The sequence below is a fragment of the Kitasatospora paranensis genome (assembly GCF_039544005.1).
Taxonomy (GTDB): domain Bacteria; phylum Actinomycetota; class Actinomycetes; order Streptomycetales; family Streptomycetaceae; genus Kitasatospora; species Kitasatospora paranensis.
In genome coordinates this window covers 1511632-1534189 of the sequence record NZ_BAABKV010000001.1, presented here as the reverse complement: position 1 = coordinate 1534189, position 22558 = coordinate 1511632, and the positions used below count along the sequence as shown (strand labels likewise).

Sequence of the window (22558 nt, the reverse complement as noted above, 5' to 3'; positions counted from 1 at the left end):
CCCTACGGCCCCGGCGAACCGTCCGGGGCACCTCGGCGGTACCGCGCGACCTCGTCCGCGATCCGTCGGACCAGTGGGGCCACGGCCGCGCGGACCGGTGCCGAGAGGCCCCTGCCCAACGAGCAGTCGGCCCCTTCGACGGCGTAGACGACCAACCGGCGCGGCAGCCGGTCCAGCTCCCGGGCCAGCTCGACGGCATCCCCGAGGCCGAGGCCGTGCGAGCTGGTCGGGTGTTCCGAGTGCAACCGCCCGCCGGACACCTCCAGTCGGTGCACCCGTCCGGGCCGGCTCGGACGGGCGTGGGCCGCGTCCACGACGACCGCGAGATCCGCCCCCTCCCAGAACGCGATCAACCGTGCGGGGTCGCCGTCGCACAGCAGCAGGTCGGGGCCGCCCGGCAGCCCACCGTGCGCCCCCAGCGCGGCCAGCCCGGCCACGACCGCGCAGCCGACGCCGTCGTCCCGCCGGTACTCGTTGCCCACGCCCACGACGGCGATCCGCGCGGCGCTGTCCATGGGGCGTGCCCTTCCCCACCGGGGGCGCCGGCAGCGGCGTGTGCGGCCGACGGCACCCGCACGGGCTACGGATCAGGGCCACCCGGGTCACAGCGGCGGCGTCCGCCGCCGGCAGCCTTCGACACTGGGCTGGACAGTGGTCGCGACCCGGGAGGTTCGGCAGTGGCGGACACCAAGGCGGCGGCGGTGATCGACCGGGACGGCCTGCACGCGCTGATCGGCGTCCTGGCCGCCCGCGGCCGCACGGTCGTCGGACCGACCGTGCGGGACGGTGCGATCGTGCTCGCCGAGATCTCCGGCGGTGACGACCTCCCGTACGGCTGGGGCGTCGAACTGGAGGCCGGGACCTACCGGCTGCGGGCCCGTTCGGACGGGGCCGTGTTCGCGCACAGTGCCGGCCCGCAGTCCTGGAAGACGTTCCTGCACCCGCCGAGAGTCCGGGAGTGGAGCGCCGACCGCGGCGCCGACGGCGACCTCGTCGTGACCGCGGACGAGACCGTGCCCCCGTCGTACGCCTTCCTGGGCGTGCGCCCGTGCGACCTGCGGGCGATCGCGATCCAGGACCGGGTGCTGACCGGCGGCCGGTACGCCGACCCCGGGTACCGGGGCCGCCGGGAGCAGGCCTTTCTGGTCGCGGTGGAATGCACCGATCCGGGCGCCACCTGCTTCTGCGTCTCCATGGGGACGGGCCCGGCCGCCGGGCCCGGCTACGACCTCGCGCTGACCGAGGTCCTCGACGACGCGGGGCACCGCTTCCTCGTTCGCGCCGGGAGCGAGGAGGGTGCGGCCGTACTGGCCGAACTCCCGCGCTGCCCGGCCGATCCGGCCACGCAGGAGGCGGCCCGCGACCGGGTCGCCGGGGCTGCCGACCGGATGGGCCGGAGCATGCCGCCGGTCGACCTGCAGGCCCTGATGCGCGACACGCTCACGGCCGAGCGCTGGGACGACGTCGCGGCCCGCTGCCTGACCTGCGGCAACTGCACCATGGTCTGTCCGACCTGCTTCTGCACCTCCGCCGAGGACGTCACCGACCTGACGGGTGACCACGCCGAACGGTGGCGGCGCTGGGAGTCCTGCTTCGACCTCGACTTCAGCCACCTGGCGCCCGGACCCGTCCGTGCGTCGCCGCGCAGCCGATACCGGCAGTGGGCCACCCACAAGCTCGGCACCTGGTTCGACCAGTTCGGCAGTTCGGGGTGTGTCGGCTGCGGACGCTGCATCGTGTGGTGCCCGGTCGGCATCGACATCACCGAGGAGGCGCACGCGCTCCACCGGGAGCGGGAGGCCGGGGCCGGGGCCACCGGCCAGGGGACCCGCGGTGAACACGGCCCAGCACGGCTTTCTCGCCGCCCTCGCCCCCGCCCACCGGGACAGGTTGCTCGGGTACGCCCGGGAGGTCGCCGTCCCCGGCGGCGCCCGGATCTTCGAGGAGGACGGTTACGCCGACCGGTTCTGGATCATCCGGTCCGGGCACGTCGCCCTCGACATCCACGTCCCGGGCCGACGCGCCGCCGTCGTCGAAACCCTCGGTCAGGGCGATCTGCTCGGCTGGTCCTGGCTGTTCGAGCCCTACCGGTGGCACCTCGGCGCGCAGACCCGCGGCCCCCTGGCGGCGTCCGAGTTCGACGCTGCCCGCGTCCGCACGGCATGCCGGGAGGACCCCGCCTTCGGTCTGGCGGTGACCCACGAGGTCGCCGCGGTCGTCGCCCGCCGGCTGAAGGCCACCCGGACACGGCTGCTGGACCTCTACGGATCGGCCGGTGCCGCGGAGACCGGCCGGGCCCCGTGACCGCGCCGCCCCTCGGCGGTCCGGCCGCGGTCCCGACGCCCTACCGGGTGGTGGCCGCCGGACCCGAGACCCACGACACCGCCACGATTGTCCTCGAACCGGCCGGTCGAGCTCTGCCGCCCTTCACTCCGGGCCAGTTCGCGATGGTCTACGCGCTCGGCGTCGGCGACATCCCCCTCTCGGTCAGCGCCCTGGACGGCGACCGGCTGACCCACACCGTCCGCTCCGTCGGAGCCGTCTCCACCGCCCTGCATGCCCTGGAGACCGGAGCCGCGGTCGGCGTCCGCGGGCCCTTCGGCACCGGCTGGGGCCTGCCCGCGGCAGCCGGTCGCGACCTGCTGGTGGTCGCGGGCGGCATCGGCCTGGCACCACTGCGCCCGCTGGTGCGCGCGGCGCTGGCGGCGTCGCAGGGGTACGGGCGGATCGGCGTCCTGATCGGCGCCCGCACACCGCGCGACCTGCTGTACACCGCGGAGATCCGCGACTGGCAGTCCGCGGCCCGCGTCCTCACCACCGTGGACCGGCCCGACAGCCTCTGGGGGGAGGTCGGCGTCGTCACGACCCTGCTCGACCGCATCGCACTCCGGCCCGAGGACACGGATGCCTTCGTCTGCGGTCCCGAACCGATGATCCGTGCCACCGCGGCCGAACTCACCCTGCGCGGCGTCGAGCCGGCCCGGGTCCACGTCTCACTGGAGCGCACCATGCACTGCGGGACCGGCCACTGCGGCCACTGCCAGCTCGGGCCCCTCCTGCTCTGCCGCGACGGGCCGGTGGTGGGCTGGGCCACCGCCCGGCCGCTCCTCATGGTCAGGGAGTTGTGACATGACAGCCGACCCCCGTCGCCGACCGACGCTCGCCGTCTGGAAGTTCGCCTCCTGCGACGGCTGCCAGCTCACCCTGCTCGACTGCGAGGACGAACTCCTCGCCCTCGCCGACCGGGTGGAGATCGCACACTTCACGGAGGCATCCAGCGCCGACGTCCCCGGCCCCTACGACCTGTCCCTGGTCGAGGGCTCGGTGACCACCCCGCAGGACGTCGACCGGATCCACCGGATCCGTGCCGCCTCACGCCGACTGGTGACCATCGGGGCCTGCGCCACCGCCGGCGGCGTCCAGGCGCTGCGCAACTACGCGGACATCGAGGAGTTCCGGGCCGCCGTCTACGCCCGCCCCGACTACGTCGCCACCCTCGCCACCTCCACCCCCATCGGCGCCCACGTCGCCGTCGACTTCGAACTGCGTGGCTGCCCCATCGACCGCCGTCAGCTGATCGAGGTCATCTCCGCGTACCTCGCCGGACGCACCCCCGATGTCCCCGCGCACTCCGTCTGCTTCGAGTGCAAGCAGCGTGGCACGGTCTGCGTGACGGTGGCCCACGGCACCCCTGTCTCGGGCCGGTCACCCACGCCGGCTGCGGCGCGATCTGCCCGACCTTCGGGCGCGGCTGCTACGGCTGCTTCGGCCCGTCCGATTCCACCAACCTGCCCGCCTTCGTCCCGCTCCTGCGCCGGGACGGCATGCAGACCCTGGACGTCGTCCGGGTGCTGCGCACGTTCAACACCGCGGCCGAGGAGTTCGAGGCCGCCTCGCGGAAGGAACTCGAACGGTGACCCACCGAGGCTCCCGGGTCCTGCGGGTCGGGGCGCTCTCCCGTGTCGAGGGCGAGGGCGCCCTCCACCTGCGGTTGCGGGGACGGGAGGTCGCCGAGGCCCGACTGGCGGTCTACGAGCCGCCGCGCTTCTTCGAGGCGCTGCTGCGCGGACGTTCCTACACCGAGCCCCCGGACCTCACGTCCCGGATCTGCGGCATCTGCCCGGTCGCGTACCAGCTGAGCGCATGCCGCGCGATCGAGGACGTCTGCGGGGTCGAGGTCGACGGCCAACTCGCTTCCCTGCGAAGCCTGGTCTACTGCGGTGAGTGGATCGAGAGCCACGCCCTGCACATCCACCTCCTGCACGCCCCCGACTTCCACGGCTGCGACAACGTCGTCGAACTGTCCCGGATCAGGCGTGCCGACGTCGAACGCGGCCTGCGGCTCAAGCAGACCGGCAACGCGATCATCGAACGGCTCGGAGGCCGGGCGATCCACCCGGTCAACCTCCGCGTCGGCGGCTTCCACCGGGTCCCCGGCCGGGCCGAACTCCTGACTCTTGTCGAGCAGTTGCGCAGGGCACGGGAGGACGCGGCGCTGACCGTCGACTGGGTGGCCGGATTCGACTTTCCCGAGGCGGGCTGCGACCACGACCTGCTCGCCCTCGCCGAACCCGGCAGCTACGCGATCGCGTCGGGCACCCCGACCGTCATGGCCGCGCCGCACACGGCCGGACTCGCCGCCACCAGCGACCGGGCGCTGGCCACCCGCACCTTCGCCGTCCGCGCCTTCGGGGAGCACGTCGTCGAGCACCAGACGCCGCACTCCACCGCCCTGCACGCACGTCTCGACGGCCGCCGCCACCTGACCGGGCCACTGGCCCGCTACGCCGTCAGCGGCCGCTGGCTCGCGCCGGTGGCGCGGCAGGCCGCCCTGGACGCCGGACTCGGCGACCCGCTGCAGGGAGCGGTCTGCCGCAACCCGTTCCGCAGCATCGTCGTCCGGGCGGTCGAGGTGCTGCACGCCGTGGACGAGGCCCTGCGCATCATCGAGGACTACGAGCCGCCTCCCCGTCCGTACGTCGAGGTGCCCGCAAGGCCCGGCACCGGGCACGGGGCGACCGAGGCGCCCCGCGGCCTGCTGTACCACCGCTACACCCTCGACGCGGACGGAGCCGTCACCGCCGCCGATCTCGTCCCGCCGACCGCCCAGAACCAGGACGCGATCGAGGAGGACATCCGACGCACGGTGCAGGACCGGCTGCGGTCCGGCGACCCCGGTGACGCCGAGCTCACCACCCTCTGTGAACGGGTGATCCGCAACCACGATCCGTGCATCTCCTGCTCCACCCACTTCCTCGACCTCACGGTCGACCGGGACGGGGCGGCCGGCTGACCTGCCGTGTCAGCGGGCCGCGACGGACGAGCCGGCCGGCGCGCCGCCCTGTTCGACGCCGGGGGCCTTGCCGGGCGGCATCGGTGGGGCGGTGACCAGCGTCCGGCCGTACGCCCCCATGGCGACGACCATGACGGCGAGGATCAGCGCCCAGCGCAGGTGCAGCCGCGCCGGGAGGCTGAGCAGCCAGGGCAGTGGGCCTCCGTAGGTGGGTCGGGGGACGGTGCGTCCGCGCCGGGCACGGCGGCTCAACGGCGTCTCCTTCGTGTCGTGGTCCGCGGCTGCGGACGAGTGGTGTGACCGACGAGATCCCGGTGGGCGAGGAGTTCGAGCGGCATGTCGAAGGCCACCGCGGCGACCGTCTGCGGGCCGTGCCGGGTCGGGCGGGTGTACCTGGCCACGAATCGCTCCGAGCGCAGCGAGCCCTCGACGATCTCGACCTCCTCGCCGAGCGCGGGGATGCCCACGGCCTGGATGCGGGTGCCGTGCTGCTCGGACCAGAAGCGCGGCACCGGGGTGAACCGGGCGGACCGCGCGGGGCCGCGGAGCAGCGAGTCGGCGGCGTGCTGGCCCATCTCGACGGCGTGGATCAGGTGTTCGATGCGGCGTGGGACGGTGTCGAAGCGCGGGTTGGGCCACCGGGCGACGTCGCCCGCCGCCACGATGTGGGGCACGGCCGTCCCGCCGAGGTCGACCGCGTGGCATGTCTCGTCGGTCAGTACGCCGTCGGACACGTCCAGCCCGCTGCCGCGCAGCCACTCGGTGCGGGGCACCCCGCCGAGGCCGAGCACCACGAAGTCGCTGTCGATGACGTCGCCGTCGTCCAGTCGGAGCCGCAGTCCGTCGCCGGTGTCCCGCCACTCGGTGATCCGGGTGCTGAGCCGGACGTCGACGCCGGCCCGGCGCTGGATGTCGCCGACCACCGTGCCGATCCGGGTGCCCAGGACCCGGCGCAGCAGTGGTGCGCTGTGTACGACGAGGGTCACGTCCATGCCGTGTTCGCGGGCGGTGCAGGCCAGTTCGCAGCCGACGAAGCCGCCGCCGAGGATGACGACGTGGTGTGCGCGGGCGGTGTGCATGGCCCGCTGCACGACGGCCGCGTCCTCCAGGGTGCGGATGGTGCGCACCCGCTCGCTGAACACGGGCGCCTCGGGGAGGCGCCGGGCGTCCACACCGGTGGCGATCACCAGCCCGTCGAACGGCAGCCGTTCGCCGCCCCGCAGTTCCAGGGAGCGTCCGGCCACGTCGAGGCCGACCACGCGGGTGTCCAACTGCCAGTGGGCGTCCAGCGAGGCGTCCGCGCGGAACGGGAGGTCCTCGGCGCCGAGGGAGCCGGCCAGGTACTGCTTGGACAGCGGAGGGCGGCTGTACGGGCGGTGCCGTTCCTCGCCGACGATCACCAGCTCGCCGTCGAAGCCGCGTTCGCGCAGTCGGGTGGCGGCGCTCAGCCCGGCCAGTCCGCCGCCGGCCACCACGATCCGGCGCCGCCTGCGGGCCGGTGTCCGGCCGCTTGCGGGAGCCGGATCGCCGGGGGCCCCGTCCTCGCGGAACCGGCCGCCGCGGATCGCGATGGCCTGCATCGGGCAGACCCGGACGGCCTGCCGGGCCTGCGCCGCGAAGCGGGCGGGCACGTTCCGGGTGTAGTGGAGTGAGCCGCCCTCGGCGATCCGGAAGACCTCGGGGGCCTCCTGCTGGCAGATGCCGTAGATGTGGCAGCGGTTGTTGTCGACGCTGATGCGGACGGCCGCGGTCTCGGGCACCGGCGCCGGTCGGGCCGGGCCGAACGACTCCGCGGGCAGCGGTGCGGGCGGCGGGAGCTCGGGGGCGGCGCCGCCGGGACGGGCAGCGGCGGTGTGTACGGCACCGGCTGGTACACCGGGGGCGGCTGCACGGCCGGCGCCGGGTACCACGGCCCCGCCTGCGGGTGCGGGAGGAGCGGGCCGGGCGGCAGCGGCGGGAGGTGCGGGTGCGGACCGGTCCAGGAGGTGTGCGGGTGGCCAGGGTGGGCCGGTACGGGGTGGGGGGACAGCGGCCCCTCGCCGTGGACCGTCACAGGGAGCCTCCCATGCCGGCCGCGAAGGACTTCCGGGCCCGCAGGCGTGAACGCGAAGGAAGGATCCGGATCAGGAAGGCGAACAGGCAGGCCCCGGCCCCGGCGGCGATTCCGACGGCCACCGGGTTCAGGTGCCGCGGTTCCGGGTGCACGGTGAACACATGGACCCAGACCAGGGCGAATGCGACGTAGGCGAGCTGGTGAAAGCGCAGCCAGCGGGCGTATCCGAGCCGCTGCTGGAGCCAGATCGAGCAGCCGACCGCGATTCCGAGTTCGGTTCCGAGAATTCCGTAGCCGACCGGGAGGCGTTGCCGACCGCCCGAGAACGGGACGACGAGCTGGTGCAGCCCGATGTCCCAGATGGGCTGGTAGAGGAAGGTGACGCCGTGAATGCCGCCGAAGATGAGCGCGGAGAGGGCCAGCGTCATATGGGCGCCGTACATCGTGGTGCGGTTCACCGTCCGTTGCATGAGCCTGAGCCTGAGCAGCGCACCGAGGACGACCGTGGCCACCATCAGTGCGTAGGCGATGATCGCGGCCAGCCGGGCGATGCTGTGCACACCCGTGTCGTACGGGATTCTCCGGTTGTACGCGTCCAGCGGTGACCCGGGTATCGGTGGGGCCGCTGCCGATGCCTCCGGCGCCAGAGCGGTGGCCACCACCAGCAGCACCGCCAGCGCGGTGAGGAGAACGGCCGGGTTGCCAACCGCCCGCCGTCGGCCGGGAGGACCGGAATCTGTGGTCATGGAACGGGACTCCTTGCTCCGGCGCGCTCACGGGGCGCCACGGCAAGGGGCCGACCCGGGAGACGCCGGGTCGAGAAGTCTTCACAATTCTCCGTGAATACAGGCGTCGACCCCGGGGAGACCTTGCACGTGTGCTCTTTCCCCGGAAGAGCGCGCTGCTTCGGGCGATGACGCTACACCAGGATCAAGCACTGGTGCCGGGTTCCGGAAAGGCTTCGGCACGGTCTTCGTGGAGATCTCGGATTCGCATCGTAAGGAATCCGTGAAAGCGACATCTCGGATATGTCGGATCAGTCATCCTCGGACGCCGCGGAGGTGGGCGCTGCCGCACCGCCCCGGCCTGCCAGGAGGACGGCGCCGGCCGTCAGCACGAGGGCAGCCTCCACGGCGATGGCGACCAGGCCCAGGGGCTCGCTCCAGTTGCCCCGGTCGTCGCTGTAGTTGGGCAGGCCGGGCCCTCGGGAGAGGATGTAGCCCACCAGGGGGCCGACCGCGACGGCTGCGGCGAGCAGCCATGGGGCGCGCCGCCCCTGCCGGCCATGGGTGATCAGGAGTGCGGCGGCGACGATGCCCGCGGCCTCCAAGAGGTAGTAGCCGGCGCCGACGTAGCCGGGCGCCTTGTCGCCGGGGAATCCGCCCTGGTCCTGGATGTGGATCCAGGACACCGCGAGGCAGAGGGCGGCGGCGGCCGCGCTGAGGGCGGTGGGGGCAGGAGTGCGCGGTGACATGGGGCCTCCGGGGATCGAGGGCCGCGCCGGTCCGCCGGAGGGCGCACCGCCCGGGGCGGGCAGCCCGGACGGCGTTCCACTCCGGCGGACCGACGCGGTCGTACGCCCCGTCGTGATTGACGTGGCGCCGCCAAGTCTGATGCTCCGTCAGGTTGTTGTCAGCGCCTCGAACCTCTGAGGTTCCTCTCAGTTCCACCATGCGGACGCAAAGAAGCCCGAGGCTGCCGGGCACACCCGCGCTCAGCCGCGCCGATCCGGTCGCAGTGCCACGGCAGGGCACTGGTCCGGCCGGGGCCTCCGGTCCCACGACCCCGCCCGTGCGTGGGCCGGCGGCTACGCCGAGGGGTGGGGGTCGGTCCGGGAGCCCGGCGGTCGGGCCGAGGGTGCTCGACGAGACGGGAAATGTCGTGGGCGGTGACGATGCCGACCGGGCGTCCGCCGTCCAGGACCAGCAGCGGCAATGTCATGCCCGCACGTTCCAGCGTCTCGACCAGGCTGTCGCCGGGGAGGCGACGGGGCACCGCGACAGGGGAACAGCCAGCTCGCGGGCCCGTACTTCAGCACGCCGTGCGGCCGGGACGGCCGACAGACGGCGAACCGCGAGCAGGCCGCTCGCCCGCCCGTCGAAGTCGACCAGCGGAAGCACCGAGTGGCGGCCCTTCGTCGGGAGTTCTTCGAGGAGCCGTTCGGTGGTGAGCCAGTCGGAGGCGGTGACGACAGGGGAGGACATGGCCTCGGTGATCGGGACACCCTGCAGTGCGGTCTCCAGAGCGGAACGGCGGACCTCGGCCCCCGCGGACACCGAGACGAAGAATCCGATCAGCAGGAGCCACAGCCCCGCGCCCGAACCGTGCAGCACTTCGAACCAGCCGCCGAACACCATCAGCGCGCCGGCCACCTGGCCACAGCGGCCGGCCACCCGCTCCGCCTGCTCGCGATCACCGAGCCGGCGCCAGACCGCGGCCTGGAGGACCCGCCCGCCGTCCAGGGTGCCGCCGGCAGCAGGTTGAAGACCCCGAGAAGCAGGTTGGCCCACCCCGTCCAGAACAGTACGGCCGCGAGCACCGCCGCACCGGCCTGGTGCGCCCCGACCCCGGTGGCCAGCCCGAGCCCGCCGAGGGCCAGGCTGGTCAGCGGGCCGGCAGCCGACACCGCGAACTGGACCCGGGGCGTCCCGGCCCGCCCCATCCGGGTCACCCCGCCCAGGCCCCACACGGTGACGTCCTGGACGCCGATCCCGGCGCGGCGGGCCACGACCGCGTGCGCGGCCTCGTGCGCGAGCAGGCTCGCCAGCAGCAGCACCGCGCCCAGCAGGCCCGCCGCCGCGTAGACGCCGGCGGAATGCCCGGGCGCCCAGGCGGGCAGTGTCCGCCCGCTCAGGCTGTTGCTCAGCAGGAGGACCAGCAGGGGTGCGCTCCAGTGGATCCGCAACGGCACGCCGAAGAGCCGGCCCAGCGGCACCGAACCGTTCATCGCGTCCTCCTTCCGTGCCCGCCTCGCGTGACCCGTACGGACGCGGCAGCGGCCCCTCCACTCCCACTCTCCGCCCATGCTCCGGCCCCGGACAGGGCCGTTCGGTCCCGGTCGGTCGGCGGTCGGGTGGCCTGCTCGCTCTGGTCCGTGCTTCGCCGCTTCGGGCACGCGCTTCCGCTGATCGCGCCCGGCCGTCTTCCGCTCACCGCGGACGCCGGTGAGCTGCCGGCGGAGCCCGTCCGTGGGACCGGCAGGGTGGAGCAGCGCGCCGAATCGGGGGACGGGCTCCTGTCGCGGGTCGTCGGGGTGCTCGGCCCGGCCGGGGTGCCGGCGGCGGCCACTTGGCAGGGGCGTCACCACCGGGTGCCACGAGAGGGGTCGGGCGCCCGAACGGCTGACCCCGAAGCCGGCCCATACGATTCCCTCTCCGACCGTTGGGAATGTCTTTGCCAGGCTCGACGGGAAGTCAACTTCTGAGTTTCCTCTGAGTTCTGACGCCTGAACAGAAACCGTCGCAGGATCCGTTGACCCCTCTCGGTCAACCCTGCTTTGCTTCACGCCAGCGATCGGCACACCAGCTGTCGGAGCGTCAGATCCGGTGCATCCCGCCCCGCCTGTGGCGCTCACCCTCACGCCAGTACGGAACGTTCCCCGCACCTCACCCCACCGTGGACCCGGTGTCCACCCTGCCCGGGCCCCCGCCTGGGCGGACCGGAGCGGAGAGCTGCCCTGCCGTCCTGTCGCGAGAACGCCGGCCCTCGTCCGGCCACCCCGAAATGCCGCACGACCCGTGCCCTTCACTGCCCTGTCCCACGGACCTGTCCCACGGAGCAGACCGCCCGCGCCGACCGGCGCCGGGGTCTGCAGGAGAGAGGAACCCCCACACATGGGTATCCCCCGTACCGGCAGCGCGGCGCGCACGGCCCTGACCGGCCTTGCGTCACTCTCGCTCCTCACCGGCGCACTGCTGGCCACCGCCGCACCCCAGGCATCGGCCGTCACGGCCGCGGAGCCGTCGCAGAGCGGCGCCGTCGCGAACCCCTTCAGCCCCGCCTACCAGCACACCTACCGGCACGGCGTGGTGCCGACGATCCCGCAGCACGCCAAGATGCAGGCCTGGGCGGCCGGCCACCCGGCACTCAACGCCGCGACCGGCCCGCAGACGCTGTCCTACGGCGGCGGCATCGACGGGATCGGCGTCCAGAGCGGCCACTCCAAGGTCTATCTGGTGTTCTACGGAACGCAGTGGGGCACGCAGAGCACCGACGCCAACGGGAACGCGAAGTTCTCCGGCGACTCCGCCGGGGCCGCGGGCGCCGCGCAGCAGATGTTCAAGGGCATCGGCACCGGCAACGAGCTCTGGTCCGCGGACCTGACCCAGTGGTGCGACGGGCCGAACGTGACCACTGGTGCCACGAGTTGCCCCTCCAACGCCAACTTCGTCCCGTACCAGAGCGGTGGCGTGCTCTCTGGCGTCTGGTACGACAACGCGGCCGCGTCGCCCAGTGCCGCCAGCGGCCACCAGCTCGGCCAGGAGGCCGTCAACGCGGCCGCGCACTTCGGCAACACGACGGCTGCCTCCAACCGTGACGCGTACTACGTGATCCTCTCGCCGCACGGCACCAACCCCGACAACTACCAGAACCAGTACTGCGCGTGGCACGACTACAACGGTGACAGCACGCTCACCGGCGGCGCCGTCACCTCCCCGTACGGCGACATCGCGTTCAGCAACCAGCCGTACAACATGGACTCGGGCGCCGGGTGCGGCGTCGGCTTCGTCAACTCCCCCGGCACGCTGGACGGGTGGACGATGACGCTGGGCCACGAGTGGCACGAGATGATGTCCGACCAGAACCCGGCCGGCGGCTGGACCAACCACACCGGCGGCAGCTACGACGGCCAGGAGAACTCCGACGAGTGCGCCTGGCTCTCCCCGGGCACCACGGGCGGCGCGGCCAACATCACCTTCGGCGGGTTCGGCACCTGGGCCGAGCAGGCCAGCTGGTCCAACGACACCAACTCCTGCGCCATCTCCCACCCGATCGTGGGCGGCGGCTCCACCGGCAACACCGTGACGGTCACCAACCCCGGCAGCCAGAGCGGCACCGTCGGCACCGCGGTGAGCCTGCAGATCAGCGCCTCCGACTCGGCGTCCGGCCAGACCCTCACCTACTCGGCCACCGGGCTGCCCGCCGGCCTGTCGATCAACTCCGCCACCGGCCTCGTCTCCGGCACCCCCACCACCGCGGGCACCTCCACGGTGACGGTGACCGCCAAGGACACCACCAACGCCACCGGCAGCACCTCCTTCTCCTGGACGGAGTCCACCGGCGGTGGCTGCACCGCCCGCCAGCTGCTCGGCAACCCCGGCTTCGAGACCGGCACCGCCGCACCGTGGAGCGCCTCCGCCGGTGTCGTCGACAACTCCTCGTCCGAGGCTGCGCACTCCGGATCCTGGAAGTCCTGGCTGAACGGCTACGGCAGCGCCCACACCGACACCCTGTCGCAGGCCGTCAGCGTCCCCGCCGGCTGCAAGGCGACCCTCACCCTCTGGCTGCACATCGACACCGCCGAGACCACGACCACCTCGGCCTACGACACGCTGAAGCTCCAGGCCAACACCACCACCCTCGCCACCTACTCCAACCTCAACAAGAACACCGGGTACGCCCAGAAGACCTTCGACCTCTCCGCCTACGCGGGCCAGTCCGTCACCCTGAAGTTCACCGGCACCGAGGACTCCTCGCTGCAGACCAGCTTCGTGATCGACGACACCGCCCTCAACGTCTCCTGACCCACGGCACCCGGCGACCGCCGGGGGCAGGCCCCCGGGCCCGCCCCCGGCGGTCATCCCTACGGTGCGGGTGGCTCGTTCCGCATCGGTTGTGGGGTCGGGCCGGTCAGGTCCACCCCAGGCCGGCTGCTCGTCGTCCGCGGCCGGAGGAAGCGGCGGAGTCCGTGCCCGACAGCGCAGCCCCTCCCGGCGGGCACGCACCAGCATCCGGATGGCCCTACCGATCAGCAGGAGGTCGCCGAGTATCTGATCGGTCGTCGGCAGGTCTTCGGTGTTGCCGAGGGCAGTGATGTCCCTGTGCGCCGTCCTCCTGCGTCCGCCCGGGCAGGGGGACGTGCCGTCCGTCACGCACCGGGCCGTCCGGCTGCCCCGGACGACGGTCGACGCAGGAAGGTGTCCCGGCCGATCACGGTGGCCTTCCACGCCTCATCCGGATCCGTCGCGGTCGTGAACAGCCAGCCCGCCACGATGCGTTGCTCTCCTGGCAGCCACTGGCCGCTCCAGCTCGTCACCGAGGCGGGTCCGCCGTACTCGTCGCGCCAGGCGACCGTCCACCCGAGCGCAATTCCCGCGGCTGTGGTACCCACGTCGAACTGCCCGACAAGGTCGCGCCGACCGCCCGGCCCGGCGCCGGGGGTGAATGTCCCGGTCAGCCGACCGGCCGGATCGGCCACCAGGCGCAGGTGCGAGCCGAATTCGTTGTACCAGTCTCCTGCAAGTTCCTCGCTCACAGCCACTCCTCGTGTTCAACCGGCGGCATGCCGTTCTGTCGTACCCGGTGCGGGCCGTCGACCCCGGCGATCGCGCTCCGCACACCACTGTCTGCCGTATCCGATGGGACGGCACGTCGCGGCGCTGCTCGCCACCGACCGGTGCCGGGGTCCGTCGGCCCGCTGGAGGACACCGTCCCCGTGGCGACCTCCACCCGGAGGTCCATGCGGACGCGGGCACGGTGCGCGGTCCTGCCACCCGCCATCACCGGACTCGCCCGGAACTTTCGGCCGAGCCCACGTGGGAAATTGGGGATTGTGCTCGTCGCCCATGGCGGCAGTCGAGACTGCCCGGGGGAGTTCGGCGACGGCCCGTTCATGCCCCGTCCTCGGGCCCTGCTGCTGGTGGCTGTGCCGCACGCGGAGAACCGGGCCGAGGACCTGCCCGAGCGCTCCGCCTGCCCTGCGCCGCGGACGGCCGGGTGCCGGTCCCGGGACCGGCGGTCAGACGAGGCCGGAGCCCCAGGCCTTCGCGCGTTCGATCTCGCCCGTGCGCAGCGGCCCGTCGGCGTCCTCGACGATGAAACCCTCGGGCTCGACCATGACGTCGTAGTGGTGGTGCGAGAGCCGCTGCGCGATGCCCTCGGCGGCTCCGCCGGCGAGCCGGCCGTCCAGACGGGTGTCGAAGGCGGCGGCGTACGTGCCGGGTTCGGTGTCGGAGAGGTCGTGGAACCAGCGGCGCAACCCCGGTCCCTCTGCTGTGTCGGCCGCCTCCTGCGCCTGCTCGTCGTGGCCTTCCTTCCTGGCTTCGGCCGACACGGCCATTCGGCGGCTCATGCCGCTGGACATGCCGCGCATGTGCGTCGGGCCGCCGACCACCAGCAGGTCGGCCGCACGGGTCTGGTCGGCGTCGGCCGCGACGGCGGTCAGGCACCGAACGGAGGCGTCCGGGTGGGCCTCCTGGATTCCCTCGGCGATCGCCTCGGCGATCTCGTGCGTGTTGCCGTACATGCTCTCGTAGACGATCAGGGCTTGCATCGCGTCTCACTTCCTTCGCTTCGCCGCCGCCGGTCGGCGGGGTTCAGGTGGAGGGCCACCGCGAGGGCCGGGAGGTGTCCCCGTGCGCTGCCCCGCCGGTCTCATGGATCTGTCGGCGTCCGGCACGGCCGGGTCCGTGGCAGCCGTGGAGAATGCGTCCCGCCCCGGCGTGGATCTCCCTGATCCAGCGCCGGACCCGTCATTACCAGTCTTCGCCCACCCGGGTCGTGGCTGCGGGGGCCGGTCGGCCCCAGGGGACCGGCGGAAGGCCCAACCGCCTGCGACCTGAGGCCGGGGCGGGCGAGCGGCCCGCCGTGCCGCCCTTGCAAACGTCCGCGGCACGCCGTGACCGCGGCGCGCGGAGCCGACCGACGGCCCACCTTGCTTCAGAGGGTGCCACGAGCGGTATGGGCCACCGGGCCGTGTCGCGGCCGGGCCGGTGCGCTCGGATTCGCCGGCGCGGGGCCCGGGTCCACGTCGTGGAGCGCGCCGCCGAGGCGGCGAATGCGAGCGCCGAGGAGTGCGGCGGGACGGCGGTGGTGGTGGACCTGTCCGACCCGGTCGCCGCGGACGGCCTGCCGGAGGACGCCGACATCGTGGTCGACAACGCCGGCATCCAGCATGTCGCGCCGGTCCACGACGTCCCGCCGGAGCGATTCCGGCTGATCCAGCGGGTGACGGTCGAGGCGCCGTGCACGATCGTCCACCGACTGCGCGGCCCCGCAGCCGGGGACTCCCCAGCGCGACGCCAGGACGCGCCGGTGCGATGCGTGACCGTCGACCGGAGGCCGGATCGCGGCCTCCCGTCGACCGTGCTTCGGGTCAGGACGGTCGGCCGGCCGCCGGTGCCGAGGCAGCGGAGTGCTTCACGTGGTGTCGTCCGGCGTGGTGAGCGGACGACTGCCACCGCGCGGCCAGCGGTGTGCCGACGAGGGCCAGGGCGAGCCCTGCTGCCAGCGCCGCACCCAGCAGCGACCAGCGGACGGCGGTGCCGCGGACGCGGGGCCCACCGTGGCGTGCGGCGCGCAGCCGCAGGTCGGCGCCGATCAGCCTGGGCAGACGCCACACGTGGGCCAGCACGTGGACGCCGGTCGCCGCCGCCCAGCAGACGAAGCTGGCCTTGTGGAGGAACAGGACGGGCACCGGCCCGGTGTCCCGCCCCATGAGTGCCAGCGCACCGCCGGTGGCCAGCACGGCGACCGTGGTGGCGACGACGAGCGGGGCGAGCAGCCGCAGCAGCGGATGCGGCGGTCCCTGTCGCCGATAGGCCGGGTTGCCGGCGTAGTAGCGGACGAAGCGGTAGCCCGTGCTGCCGAGTTTGAGCACGACAGGGCCGACGAGCAGCATTCCTATGAAGAAGTGCCAAGTGAGGAGCTGCCCGAGGAACAGAATGGTGACGCCCTGCGCCGCGAGGAGGACCAGCAGGAGCGCACCGGTGGCGGCGACCAGCCGCCGGTTCCCGTCGGGCCCTCCCAGGAGCCCCGTCGGAGTCGGTACGGTCCTGCCCGTCGGCGCCGTGGTGCTGCCTGTCGAGTGCATGTGCTGACTCCGCCTTCCGGTGATGCAGGACCGCGCCGTGGGCGGGACGGTGTCCCGTCCGGTGCGGGACCGTCAGCAGTGTGCCCGGGTGAGCACTAAGAAGTGGTTCAGGTCACGTGCGGACGGGACGATCGGGGCCCCGTTCCAGCCGCAGTGCCAGAACGGGACAGGCCGCGACCGCGCGCCGGGCGTCGGCCAGGAGTTCTCCGGGCACGGCGGACCCCGTGAGGACCGGGTAGCCCCACTCGTCGAGGGTGACCAGTTCGGGCAGCAACTCGGCGCAGAGTCCACGGCCGTCGCAGGCGACGCGGTCGACGGCGAGCCGGTGGTGCCGGGTCACCGCCACCCCTCGCTCTCCGGGTCCGCATGGTCGGGCACCGAGAGGACGGCCCGGCGCACGGCGGGGCCGCAAGGCCCCTGCAGCACGTGTCGGCGCACGTCGTCCTCGAACACCTCCAGGGCGGTCGCGGCCAGCCGGGAGGCGCCGTCAGGGTGGCGGCAGGCACCGCGGCCGGCGAGCAGACCGGTCCTGCGGTGCAGCCGTTCGAGCAGCTCCGGGTCGGCGTGCCCGTCGGCGAGCCGGGCGAAGTCGTCGGCGACGGCGGGCAGCCCGAACCGGCACGGCCCGCACTGGCGGGCGCTCTGGGCGGCGAGGTAGCCGAGCACCCGCGCCGTCTCGGCGAGGCCGCAGGCATCTTCGGGGAGCGCGGTGAGCACACCCGCGCCCGGCCCGGCACCGACCTGGGCGAGTCCGCTCCGGCTGAACGGCACGTCCGTCGCCGGGAGCGGCAGCCAGCTGCCGAAATACCCGCCGACAAGGACCGCCCGGAGCGGCTCGGAGGCGCCGCCGGCGGCGTCCAGGACGGCCCCGACCGGGGTGCCGAGCGGGATCTCGCGGACGCCGGGGACACGGACCGCACCCGAGACCGTGACCAGGCTCGTGCCGGGCGCGTCCGGGCTCCCGGCGGCGCGGAACCACTGTGGCCCGTAGCGGGCGATGAGGGCGAGGTGGGCGAGGGTCTCCACGTTGTCGACGAGGGTGGGGCGCCCGCCCACGCCCTTCTCGTACGGCCGTGGCGGGGCGGCCGAGGGGCGGGCGTCGCCGCCGTTCAGCCAGCGCACCAGCGAGGTCTCCTCGCTGGAGACGTAGTGGTGGGGAAGGGCGTGCACGTGGACGGGCACCCGGTCCAGGTCGGAGCGCCGCCGCTCGTCGACGGCGGCGGTCAGCCGCTCGAACTGCCACGACCGGGTGCGGGGCACGCAGAGATGGACGGCGGAGGCGCCGACGGCGGCTGCGGCCAGGGTGGCGCCGTCGAGCACCAGGTGGGGGGCGAGGTCGAGCAGGGCCGTGTCCTTCCCGCTGGCGGGCTCGCTCTCCATGCCGTTGGCCACGACCACGGCCCGGCCCCGCCGTTCGGCGACCGAGCGGAGCTTGCGCCCGGTCGGGAAGGCGGCGCCGCCCCGCCCGGTCAGCCCGGCCTCGTCGACCGCACGGATCAGCCCCGTCGCGGCCCGGCGGCCGGAAGCGGTGGGCGGCCGACCGTACCGCCGCAGGTGCTCGGCCAGGCCGGCGGGCCCGCCGGTGGCGTACCAGCCGTGCAGCAGCCTGGCGCCGGCCGGGCCTTCGGGGATGTACTGCGGCTGCGGGGCCTCGACTGTGCTGGTCTGCGGGATCACTGGTCGTCTCCTCGGTCCACGTCCGCGCCGTCGTCGCCGGCGGTCCGGTGGTCGGTGGCGACCGTGCCCGGTCGCTCGATGGTGCCGCCGTGGTGGGCCCAGCCGGTCCTTGCCGGGCCGGCCGCGAGCAGCGCCACCACGAGGGCGGGCACGGCGGCCGCGGACAGAGCAGCCCAGATCCGGCCGGCCCGGTGCCCTGGACCCGCCCGGACCAGGCGCCACCACACCGCGGCCACCACGGCGGTGAGACAGCCGGCGGTGAGACCCAGTTGCAGTGTCAGCCGGGTGTCCGTCCCGGTGCCCGCGCCGTGGAACAGCGCCAGCGGCCAGACCGCGTAGGCGAGCCAGTGCACCGCCTTCCACGCCCTGCGGCCGATCCGCAGCCGTACCGCGCTGGTCACCAGGACGGCCAGCAGCAGGTCCAGGGCGAGGGCCCCGAGTCCCAGCCACAGCGGGCGGTACGAGGAGGCGAAGGGCACCACCGCGTCCAGCCAGGTCAGGTGGACGAACGGGTCGGCGATCGCGGTCGCGATGTGGAGGCCGAGGAACGCGAGGGTGAGCAGTGAGAGGTTCCGGTGCAGGGCGCCGATCTCGAACCGGGCGATCCGCTTGGGCGCGTACCGGCCGCCGGCCGCGATCCCCAGGACGAGTGTGGCCGTGAGCAGGACGAGTGCGACGGTGCCGCCGGCCCGGGTCGCGTACCAGAGCGGGCTCGGGCCCGCGGAGGCGAACTGCATGGTGCCGGTCATCGGGATCCTCCCTGGGCGCGGGCGGGATCGGCGGCGGGGTCGGGCGGCCAGCCGCCGACCACCACCACGGATCCGTCGGTGCGCACGAGGCGGGCCGGCAGGCGGAGTGTGTTCAGCCAGCTGAGCGCCTGCGCACCGCGTACGACCGCCGCGGTGGCCGCGGTGTTGGCGTCGACGCAGGTCGCGGCGGCGACGCTGACGGTCCGCCAGAGGGGGACCGGGATGTCCCCGGTGGCCGGGTCGACGATGTGGTGGAGTGTCCGGCCGCCGCGCCGCCAGCTCCGCACGGTGGTGCCCGAGGTGGCCAGGCCACCGCTGCGGACGGACACCGCAGGGCCGGCTCCGTCGGCTGGGGCCGTGTGATCGTCGGCGATCGCCACCTGCCAGCCCCCGCCCGGTGCGGGGCCTGCGGTCGCCAGATCACCGCCGAGATTGACCAGCACCCCGCACCCGGTGAGACGCGTCGCACGCTCGGCCGCACGATCCGCGGCCAGCGCTTTGGCCGTTGCCCCCAGGTCGAGTGCGGTCCCCGGAGGCAGCCGCAGCCGCCTGGCCCGTGCGTGCCACTCGATGCAGCGCCAGCCGGACGGCCGGACCGGGGTCACCGGTGCGACGTCCTCGGGCCGCACCGAGGCGAAGGTCCGGTCGTAGCCGAGCGCCGAGACGGCAGGGCCGACGGTGGGATCGACCGCGCCGTCGGTGGCCTCCGCCGCCCGCAACGCGGCCTCGATCGCCTCGGCGAACAGCGGGCCGACCGTGACCGGGCCGTCGGCGCGGTTGGCCCGGGAGAGTTCGGAGTCGGGCCGGAACCTGCTGCACGCGAGGTCGATCGCCGAGAGTTCCTCCTCCAGCACCCGGAGGGCGGTTGCCGTGCCGCCGGGGTCGGCCACCAGCAGCACCGCCGTCGTCCCCAAGGCCGGGAAGGTCGTGGTGGAGTGTCGGACGGCCGCCGCGGTCACGACGCACCCGAGGTGGTGGCCGGTGCCTGCGTGTGCGGGGTGACCGGCGCCGGGGCCTGGGCGGGCGGCCGCGGCGCGGTCGACTGCGGGGTCGGCGTCCCGGGCGTGCCCGCTGCACCGGGTGAGGTCGTCGTTGCGGGGGCGACGGCGGCACCCGGCAGCTGGCTGCGGTACTGGGTGCCCAGGATCGCGGTGCCAGCGGCGGCGGCCGTCAGCGCGGCGGCGGTGACCGCGCCGACACGGCGCAGACCTCGGTCGCGCCGGCGGACGGCGCGCTGGTCCTGGAAAGGGTCGGAGTCCGGCATCGTGCACCTCCCGACGGCGGCGCCCCGGCACCCGTCGTCCGAGGATGCGTCTCGGCGGGGTCGCGTCCGTACCGCCAGGCCTCCAGCGTCCGACACAGGCGGTCGGGATCCCGTTCAGAAATCCTTCGGATCCTGTAAAGGCCGGAGAAGTACCTGGTCACGGCAGGTGGAGCGAGAGCGGAACGCCCATGGAACGGCTGGGAACGCGCGGAGGAGGGCTCAGCCGGTCGGCTGCGGTGGCCGGCCGGGCTCCTGCACCTGCCCGCGCGGCACCGCGGGCAGCTCCAGGACGACGGTCAGGCCGCCGCCGTCGGTGTCCTCCAGCCGCGCCGTGCCGCCGTTGGCGGTCGCCAGCCGGTGCACGATGGCCAGCCCGAGTCCCGTGCCGCGGGCCTCCGGGTTGCCGAACCGCCGGAACGCGGTCGCCCGCGCCTCGGGGCTCATCCCCGGTCCGTCGTCGATGACCCGCAACTCCGTGCCGGGTCCGAAGGCGGCGGCCGCGGGGGCGGCCTCCACCCGGATGCGGCCGCCCCCGGGTACGGCGTCCAGCGCGTTGGCCAGCAGGTTGTCGAGGAGCTGCTCCAGGTCGCCCGCACCGACGAACACGGTGGGCCGCCCCGGGCAGTGCGAGCTCAGTTCCACCCGTCGTTCGGCGGCCACCGGGTCCCAAGCCGCGATCCGCTCCGCGACCACGTCGTCCAGCCGCACGGGGACGGGCCTGGGCACCGCGTTCTCCGCCCGTGCGGCCGCCAGCAGGCCGTCCACCAGCCGGGACAGGCGTGCGATCTCCTCCTGAGCGCCGGCCAGTTCGACCGCGTCCTCGCCCTCGGCGTCGGCCGCCAGCAGGTCGAGGCGCAGCCGCAGCGCGGTCAGCGGGGTCCGGAGCTGGTGGGAGACGTCCGCGGTCACCGCCCGGTGGCCGTGCACCAGGGCCTCGGTCCGTGCGGCCATGGTGTTGAAGGTGGCCGCGAGCCGGCGTACCTCCTCCGGCCCGGAGTCGGCCGGGGCCCTGACGTCCAGCGCGCCCTCGCCCAGGCGCCTGGCTGCGGCGTCGACGGACTGGAGGGGCGGCCCACCCATCGGGCCAGTCGTACGGACACGACGGTGCCCAGGACGAGCCCCACGACACCGATGAGCGCGAGCCAGCCCCAGACCACCGCGATCCGGTCGTCCAGCGGGTCGGCCGACTTCACCAGGACGGCCACCCCGACCTTGTCGGCGCTGTCGCCGATCGGTGTCGCCACCGTCAGGGTGTCGCCGGACCGGTGTGCGGTGGTGTGCGGGTGGGCGAGGGCGGCGGCCACCAGGCTCCGGGTCCCGTCGTCCGTGGCGGTGGAGCAGGAGGTGCGCGCGACCACCTGTCCGGCCGCGTCGAAGACCGCCGCGCAGCCGCCCTCGTCCTGTGTCTCGTCGAGCAGCTCCCGCATGTCGGTGTCGGGCTTGTGGTCGGAGAGGTGCTCCTCGGCGGCGGAGGCGAGAGTCCCTGCGGAGGCCTCCGCCGTGCTGCGGAAGGAGGTCTCCTCCCGCTGGGTCAGCAGCACGCCCAGTGGAACGACGGCGAGCACCAGGAGAACGGTGACCAGGGCCAGGACGGTCAGTGCGATCCGACGGGTCATCGCCGGTCAGCCCGGCTCGCCGAGCCGGAAGCCCCGGCCGTATACCGTTTCCACCAGCCCGGGCACGCCGAGCTTGCGGCGCAGGGCGGCCATGTGGACATCGAGCACCTTGGTGGGGCCGTACCAGTGCTCGTCCCAGGCCCGTTCCAGGATCTCCTGCCGGGACACCACCCGGCCCGGGTCGACCGCCAGGCACTCCAGGATGTCGAACTCCTTCGGTGTGAGAGCGATTTCGTTCCCCTCGACGCTCACCTTGCGGGTCCGAGGATCCACGGTGAGCACGCCGTGCCGGAGCAGCTCCGGTTCGACGGGGCGCGTGCGACGGAGCACCGCCCGGATCCGGGCGAGCAGTTCGGCCAGCCCGAACGGCTTGACGAGATAGTCGTCCGCACCCTCGTCCAGGGCCGAAACCCGGTCGCCCTCCTCGCCGCGCGCGGTCACCACGATGATCGCCGCATCGCACCGCCTGCGCAGCCGGCGGCAGACCTCGACCCCGTCCAGGTCGGGCAGGCCCAGGTCGAGCAGGACCACGTCGGGCAGCGGGTCGACGCAGAGAGCGGCGTGCCCCGTTCCGACACTCCGCGCCGAGTAGCCGGCCCGGCCGAGGCCACGCACCAGGGAACGGGCGATCCCCGCATCGTCCTCGACCACCAGGACCCGTACTGCCGAGGTAATCGCGTCCGTCTCGTGCATGGTCCCAGCGTAGAGGCTGCCCGCACACGGCCATGGTTCGATTCCGCCGCGCCCCGCCGCCACGACGGGACGTCCGTCGGGGGCGTGGCCCGAGGGCTCGGCAGGCACAGGAGCGGCCCACCGGCTCTCAGAATCGGACAACCCAGTACGTCTCACGGGGCGACGATTCTATGACTGGCTCG

General features: G+C 73.9%; 22 protein-coding genes and 2 pseudogenes. 6 read left to right on the top strand and 18 right to left on the bottom strand.

What is annotated here, in order from left to right:
- Nucleotides 1–2: 2 nt before the first annotated feature.
- Nucleotides 3–515 carry a hydrogenase maturation protease gene (locus tag ABEB13_RS07745; RefSeq protein WP_345704853.1) on the bottom strand — a complete coding sequence of 171 codons (513 nt, stop codon included), beginning with the start codon at nucleotides 513–515 and terminating at the stop codon, nucleotides 3–5.
- A 162-nt stretch (nucleotides 516–677) separates the two neighbouring features.
- Between ABEB13_RS07745 and ABEB13_RS07740 the strand changes: the two are divergent.
- The 5 genes and pseudogenes from ABEB13_RS07740 to ABEB13_RS07720 all read left to right on the top strand — a co-directional run.
- Nucleotides 678–1814, top strand: a pseudogene (locus tag ABEB13_RS07740) (4Fe-4S dicluster domain-containing protein); the annotation flags it as partial.
- Nucleotides 1815–1833: 19 nt separating this feature from the next.
- On the top strand, nucleotides 1834–2304 hold the full coding sequence (locus tag ABEB13_RS07735) for a cyclic nucleotide-binding domain-containing protein (protein ID WP_345709588.1): 471 nt from the start codon (nucleotides 1834–1836) through the stop codon (nucleotides 2302–2304).
- Complete coding sequence (locus ABEB13_RS07730) at nucleotides 2301–3128, top strand: FAD/NAD(P)-binding protein (RefSeq protein ID WP_345709587.1); 828 nt, start codon at nucleotides 2301–2303, stop codon at nucleotides 3126–3128. The genes ABEB13_RS07735 and ABEB13_RS07730 overlap by 4 nt, the downstream gene beginning before the upstream one ends.
- A 1-nt stretch (nucleotide 3129) precedes the next feature.
- Nucleotides 3130–3917: pseudogene (locus tag ABEB13_RS07725) on the top strand (NADH-quinone oxidoreductase subunit B family protein).
- Nucleotides 3914–5293: a Ni/Fe hydrogenase subunit alpha gene (locus tag ABEB13_RS07720; RefSeq protein ID WP_345704852.1), complete on the top strand. Its 1380-nt coding sequence runs from the start codon at nucleotides 3914–3916 to the stop codon at nucleotides 5291–5293. Before ABEB13_RS07725 ends, ABEB13_RS07720 begins: the two are co-directional and overlap by 4 nt.
- A 9-nt stretch (nucleotides 5294–5302) precedes the next feature.
- Here ABEB13_RS07720 and ABEB13_RS07715 read toward each other — a convergent pair whose 3' ends face one another.
- The 6 genes from ABEB13_RS07715 to ABEB13_RS07690 form a co-directional block, all read right to left on the bottom strand.
- A complete protein-coding gene (locus tag ABEB13_RS07715; protein WP_345704851.1) occupies nucleotides 5303–5545 on the bottom strand; it encodes a hypothetical protein in 243 nt (80 codons plus the stop codon).
- Complete coding sequence (locus tag ABEB13_RS07710; RefSeq protein WP_345704850.1) at nucleotides 5542–7053, bottom strand: FAD-dependent oxidoreductase; 1512 nt, start codon at nucleotides 7051–7053, stop codon at nucleotides 5542–5544. The genes ABEB13_RS07715 and ABEB13_RS07710 overlap by 4 nt, the downstream gene beginning before the upstream one ends.
- Before the next feature lie 289 nt (nucleotides 7054–7342).
- Nucleotides 7343–8092 carry a ferric reductase-like transmembrane domain-containing protein gene (locus ABEB13_RS07705; protein ID WP_345704849.1) on the bottom strand — a complete coding sequence of 250 codons (750 nt, stop codon included), beginning with the start codon at nucleotides 8090–8092 and terminating at the stop codon, nucleotides 7343–7345.
- 290 nt (nucleotides 8093–8382) lie between these two features.
- Nucleotides 8383–8820: a hypothetical protein gene (locus ABEB13_RS07700; RefSeq protein WP_345704848.1), complete on the bottom strand. Its 438-nt coding sequence runs from the start codon at nucleotides 8818–8820 to the stop codon at nucleotides 8383–8385.
- A 463-nt stretch (nucleotides 8821–9283) separates the two neighbouring features.
- The gene (locus ABEB13_RS07695) at nucleotides 9284–9718 is read right to left on the bottom strand and encodes a hypothetical protein (RefSeq protein ID WP_345704847.1); all 435 of its coding nucleotides are present in this window, start codon (nucleotides 9716–9718) and stop codon (nucleotides 9284–9286) included.
- Nucleotides 9703–10293 (bottom strand): site-2 protease family protein, encoded by a 591-nt coding sequence (locus ABEB13_RS07690; protein WP_345704846.1) that lies wholly within the window; start codon nucleotides 10291–10293, stop codon nucleotides 9703–9705. The genes ABEB13_RS07695 and ABEB13_RS07690 overlap by 16 nt, the downstream gene beginning before the upstream one ends.
- Before the next feature lie 886 nt (nucleotides 10294–11179).
- Here ABEB13_RS07690 and ABEB13_RS07685 point away from each other — a divergent pair.
- On the top strand, nucleotides 11180–13090 hold the full coding sequence (locus tag ABEB13_RS07685; protein ID WP_345704845.1) for a putative Ig domain-containing protein: 1911 nt from the start codon (nucleotides 11180–11182) through the stop codon (nucleotides 13088–13090).
- A gap of 344 nt (nucleotides 13091–13434) precedes the next feature.
- Here ABEB13_RS07685 and ABEB13_RS07680 read toward each other — a convergent pair whose 3' ends face one another.
- The 11 genes from ABEB13_RS07680 to ABEB13_RS07630 all read right to left on the bottom strand — a co-directional run bounded on the left by ABEB13_RS07680 (nucleotide 13435) and on the right by ABEB13_RS07630 (nucleotide 22376).
- On the bottom strand, nucleotides 13435–13821 hold the full coding sequence (locus ABEB13_RS07680) for an avidin/streptavidin family protein (protein WP_345704844.1): 387 nt from the start codon (nucleotides 13819–13821) through the stop codon (nucleotides 13435–13437).
- Between the two features lie 483 nt (nucleotides 13822–14304).
- Entirely contained in the window at nucleotides 14305–14838 is a 534-nt protein-coding gene (locus tag ABEB13_RS07675; protein ID WP_345704843.1) for a flavodoxin family protein, read from the bottom strand.
- An 822-nt stretch (nucleotides 14839–15660) separates the two neighbouring features.
- Nucleotides 15661–16377, bottom strand: a complete 717-nt coding sequence (locus tag ABEB13_RS07670) for a hypothetical protein (RefSeq protein WP_345704842.1) — start codon at nucleotides 16375–16377, stop codon at nucleotides 15661–15663.
- Nucleotides 16378–16489: 112 nt separating this feature from the next.
- Entirely contained in the window at nucleotides 16490–16717 is a 228-nt protein-coding gene (locus tag ABEB13_RS07665; protein WP_345704841.1) for a ferredoxin, read from the bottom strand.
- Nucleotides 16714–18054, bottom strand: coding sequence for an NADH-ubiquinone oxidoreductase-F iron-sulfur binding region domain-containing protein (locus ABEB13_RS07660; RefSeq protein ID WP_345704840.1), 1341 nt, complete (start codon nucleotides 18052–18054; stop codon nucleotides 16714–16716). The genes ABEB13_RS07665 and ABEB13_RS07660 overlap by 4 nt, the downstream gene beginning before the upstream one ends.
- Nucleotides 18051–18803, bottom strand: coding sequence for a ferric reductase-like transmembrane domain-containing protein (locus ABEB13_RS07655; protein WP_345704839.1), 753 nt, complete (start codon nucleotides 18801–18803; stop codon nucleotides 18051–18053). The genes ABEB13_RS07660 and ABEB13_RS07655 overlap by 4 nt, the downstream gene beginning before the upstream one ends.
- The gene (locus tag ABEB13_RS07650) at nucleotides 18800–19762 is read right to left on the bottom strand and encodes an FAD:protein FMN transferase (RefSeq protein ID WP_345704838.1); all 963 of its coding nucleotides are present in this window, start codon (nucleotides 19760–19762) and stop codon (nucleotides 18800–18802) included. The genes ABEB13_RS07655 and ABEB13_RS07650 overlap by 4 nt, the downstream gene beginning before the upstream one ends.
- Entirely contained in the window at nucleotides 19759–20067 is a 309-nt protein-coding gene (locus ABEB13_RS07645) for a hypothetical protein (protein ID WP_345704837.1), read from the bottom strand. The genes ABEB13_RS07650 and ABEB13_RS07645 overlap by 4 nt, the downstream gene beginning before the upstream one ends.
- A 219-nt stretch (nucleotides 20068–20286) precedes the next feature.
- Nucleotides 20287–21087, bottom strand: coding sequence for a sensor histidine kinase (locus ABEB13_RS07640; RefSeq protein WP_345709586.1), 801 nt, complete (start codon nucleotides 21085–21087; stop codon nucleotides 20287–20289).
- Nucleotides 20973–21683, bottom strand: coding sequence for a hypothetical protein (locus ABEB13_RS07635; RefSeq protein ID WP_345704836.1), 711 nt, complete (start codon nucleotides 21681–21683; stop codon nucleotides 20973–20975). The genes ABEB13_RS07640 and ABEB13_RS07635 overlap by 115 nt, the downstream gene beginning before the upstream one ends.
- Before the next feature lie 6 nt (nucleotides 21684–21689).
- Nucleotides 21690–22376, bottom strand: a complete 687-nt coding sequence (locus ABEB13_RS07630) for a response regulator transcription factor (protein ID WP_345704835.1) — start codon at nucleotides 22374–22376, stop codon at nucleotides 21690–21692.
- Nucleotides 22377–22558 lie beyond the last annotated feature (182 nt).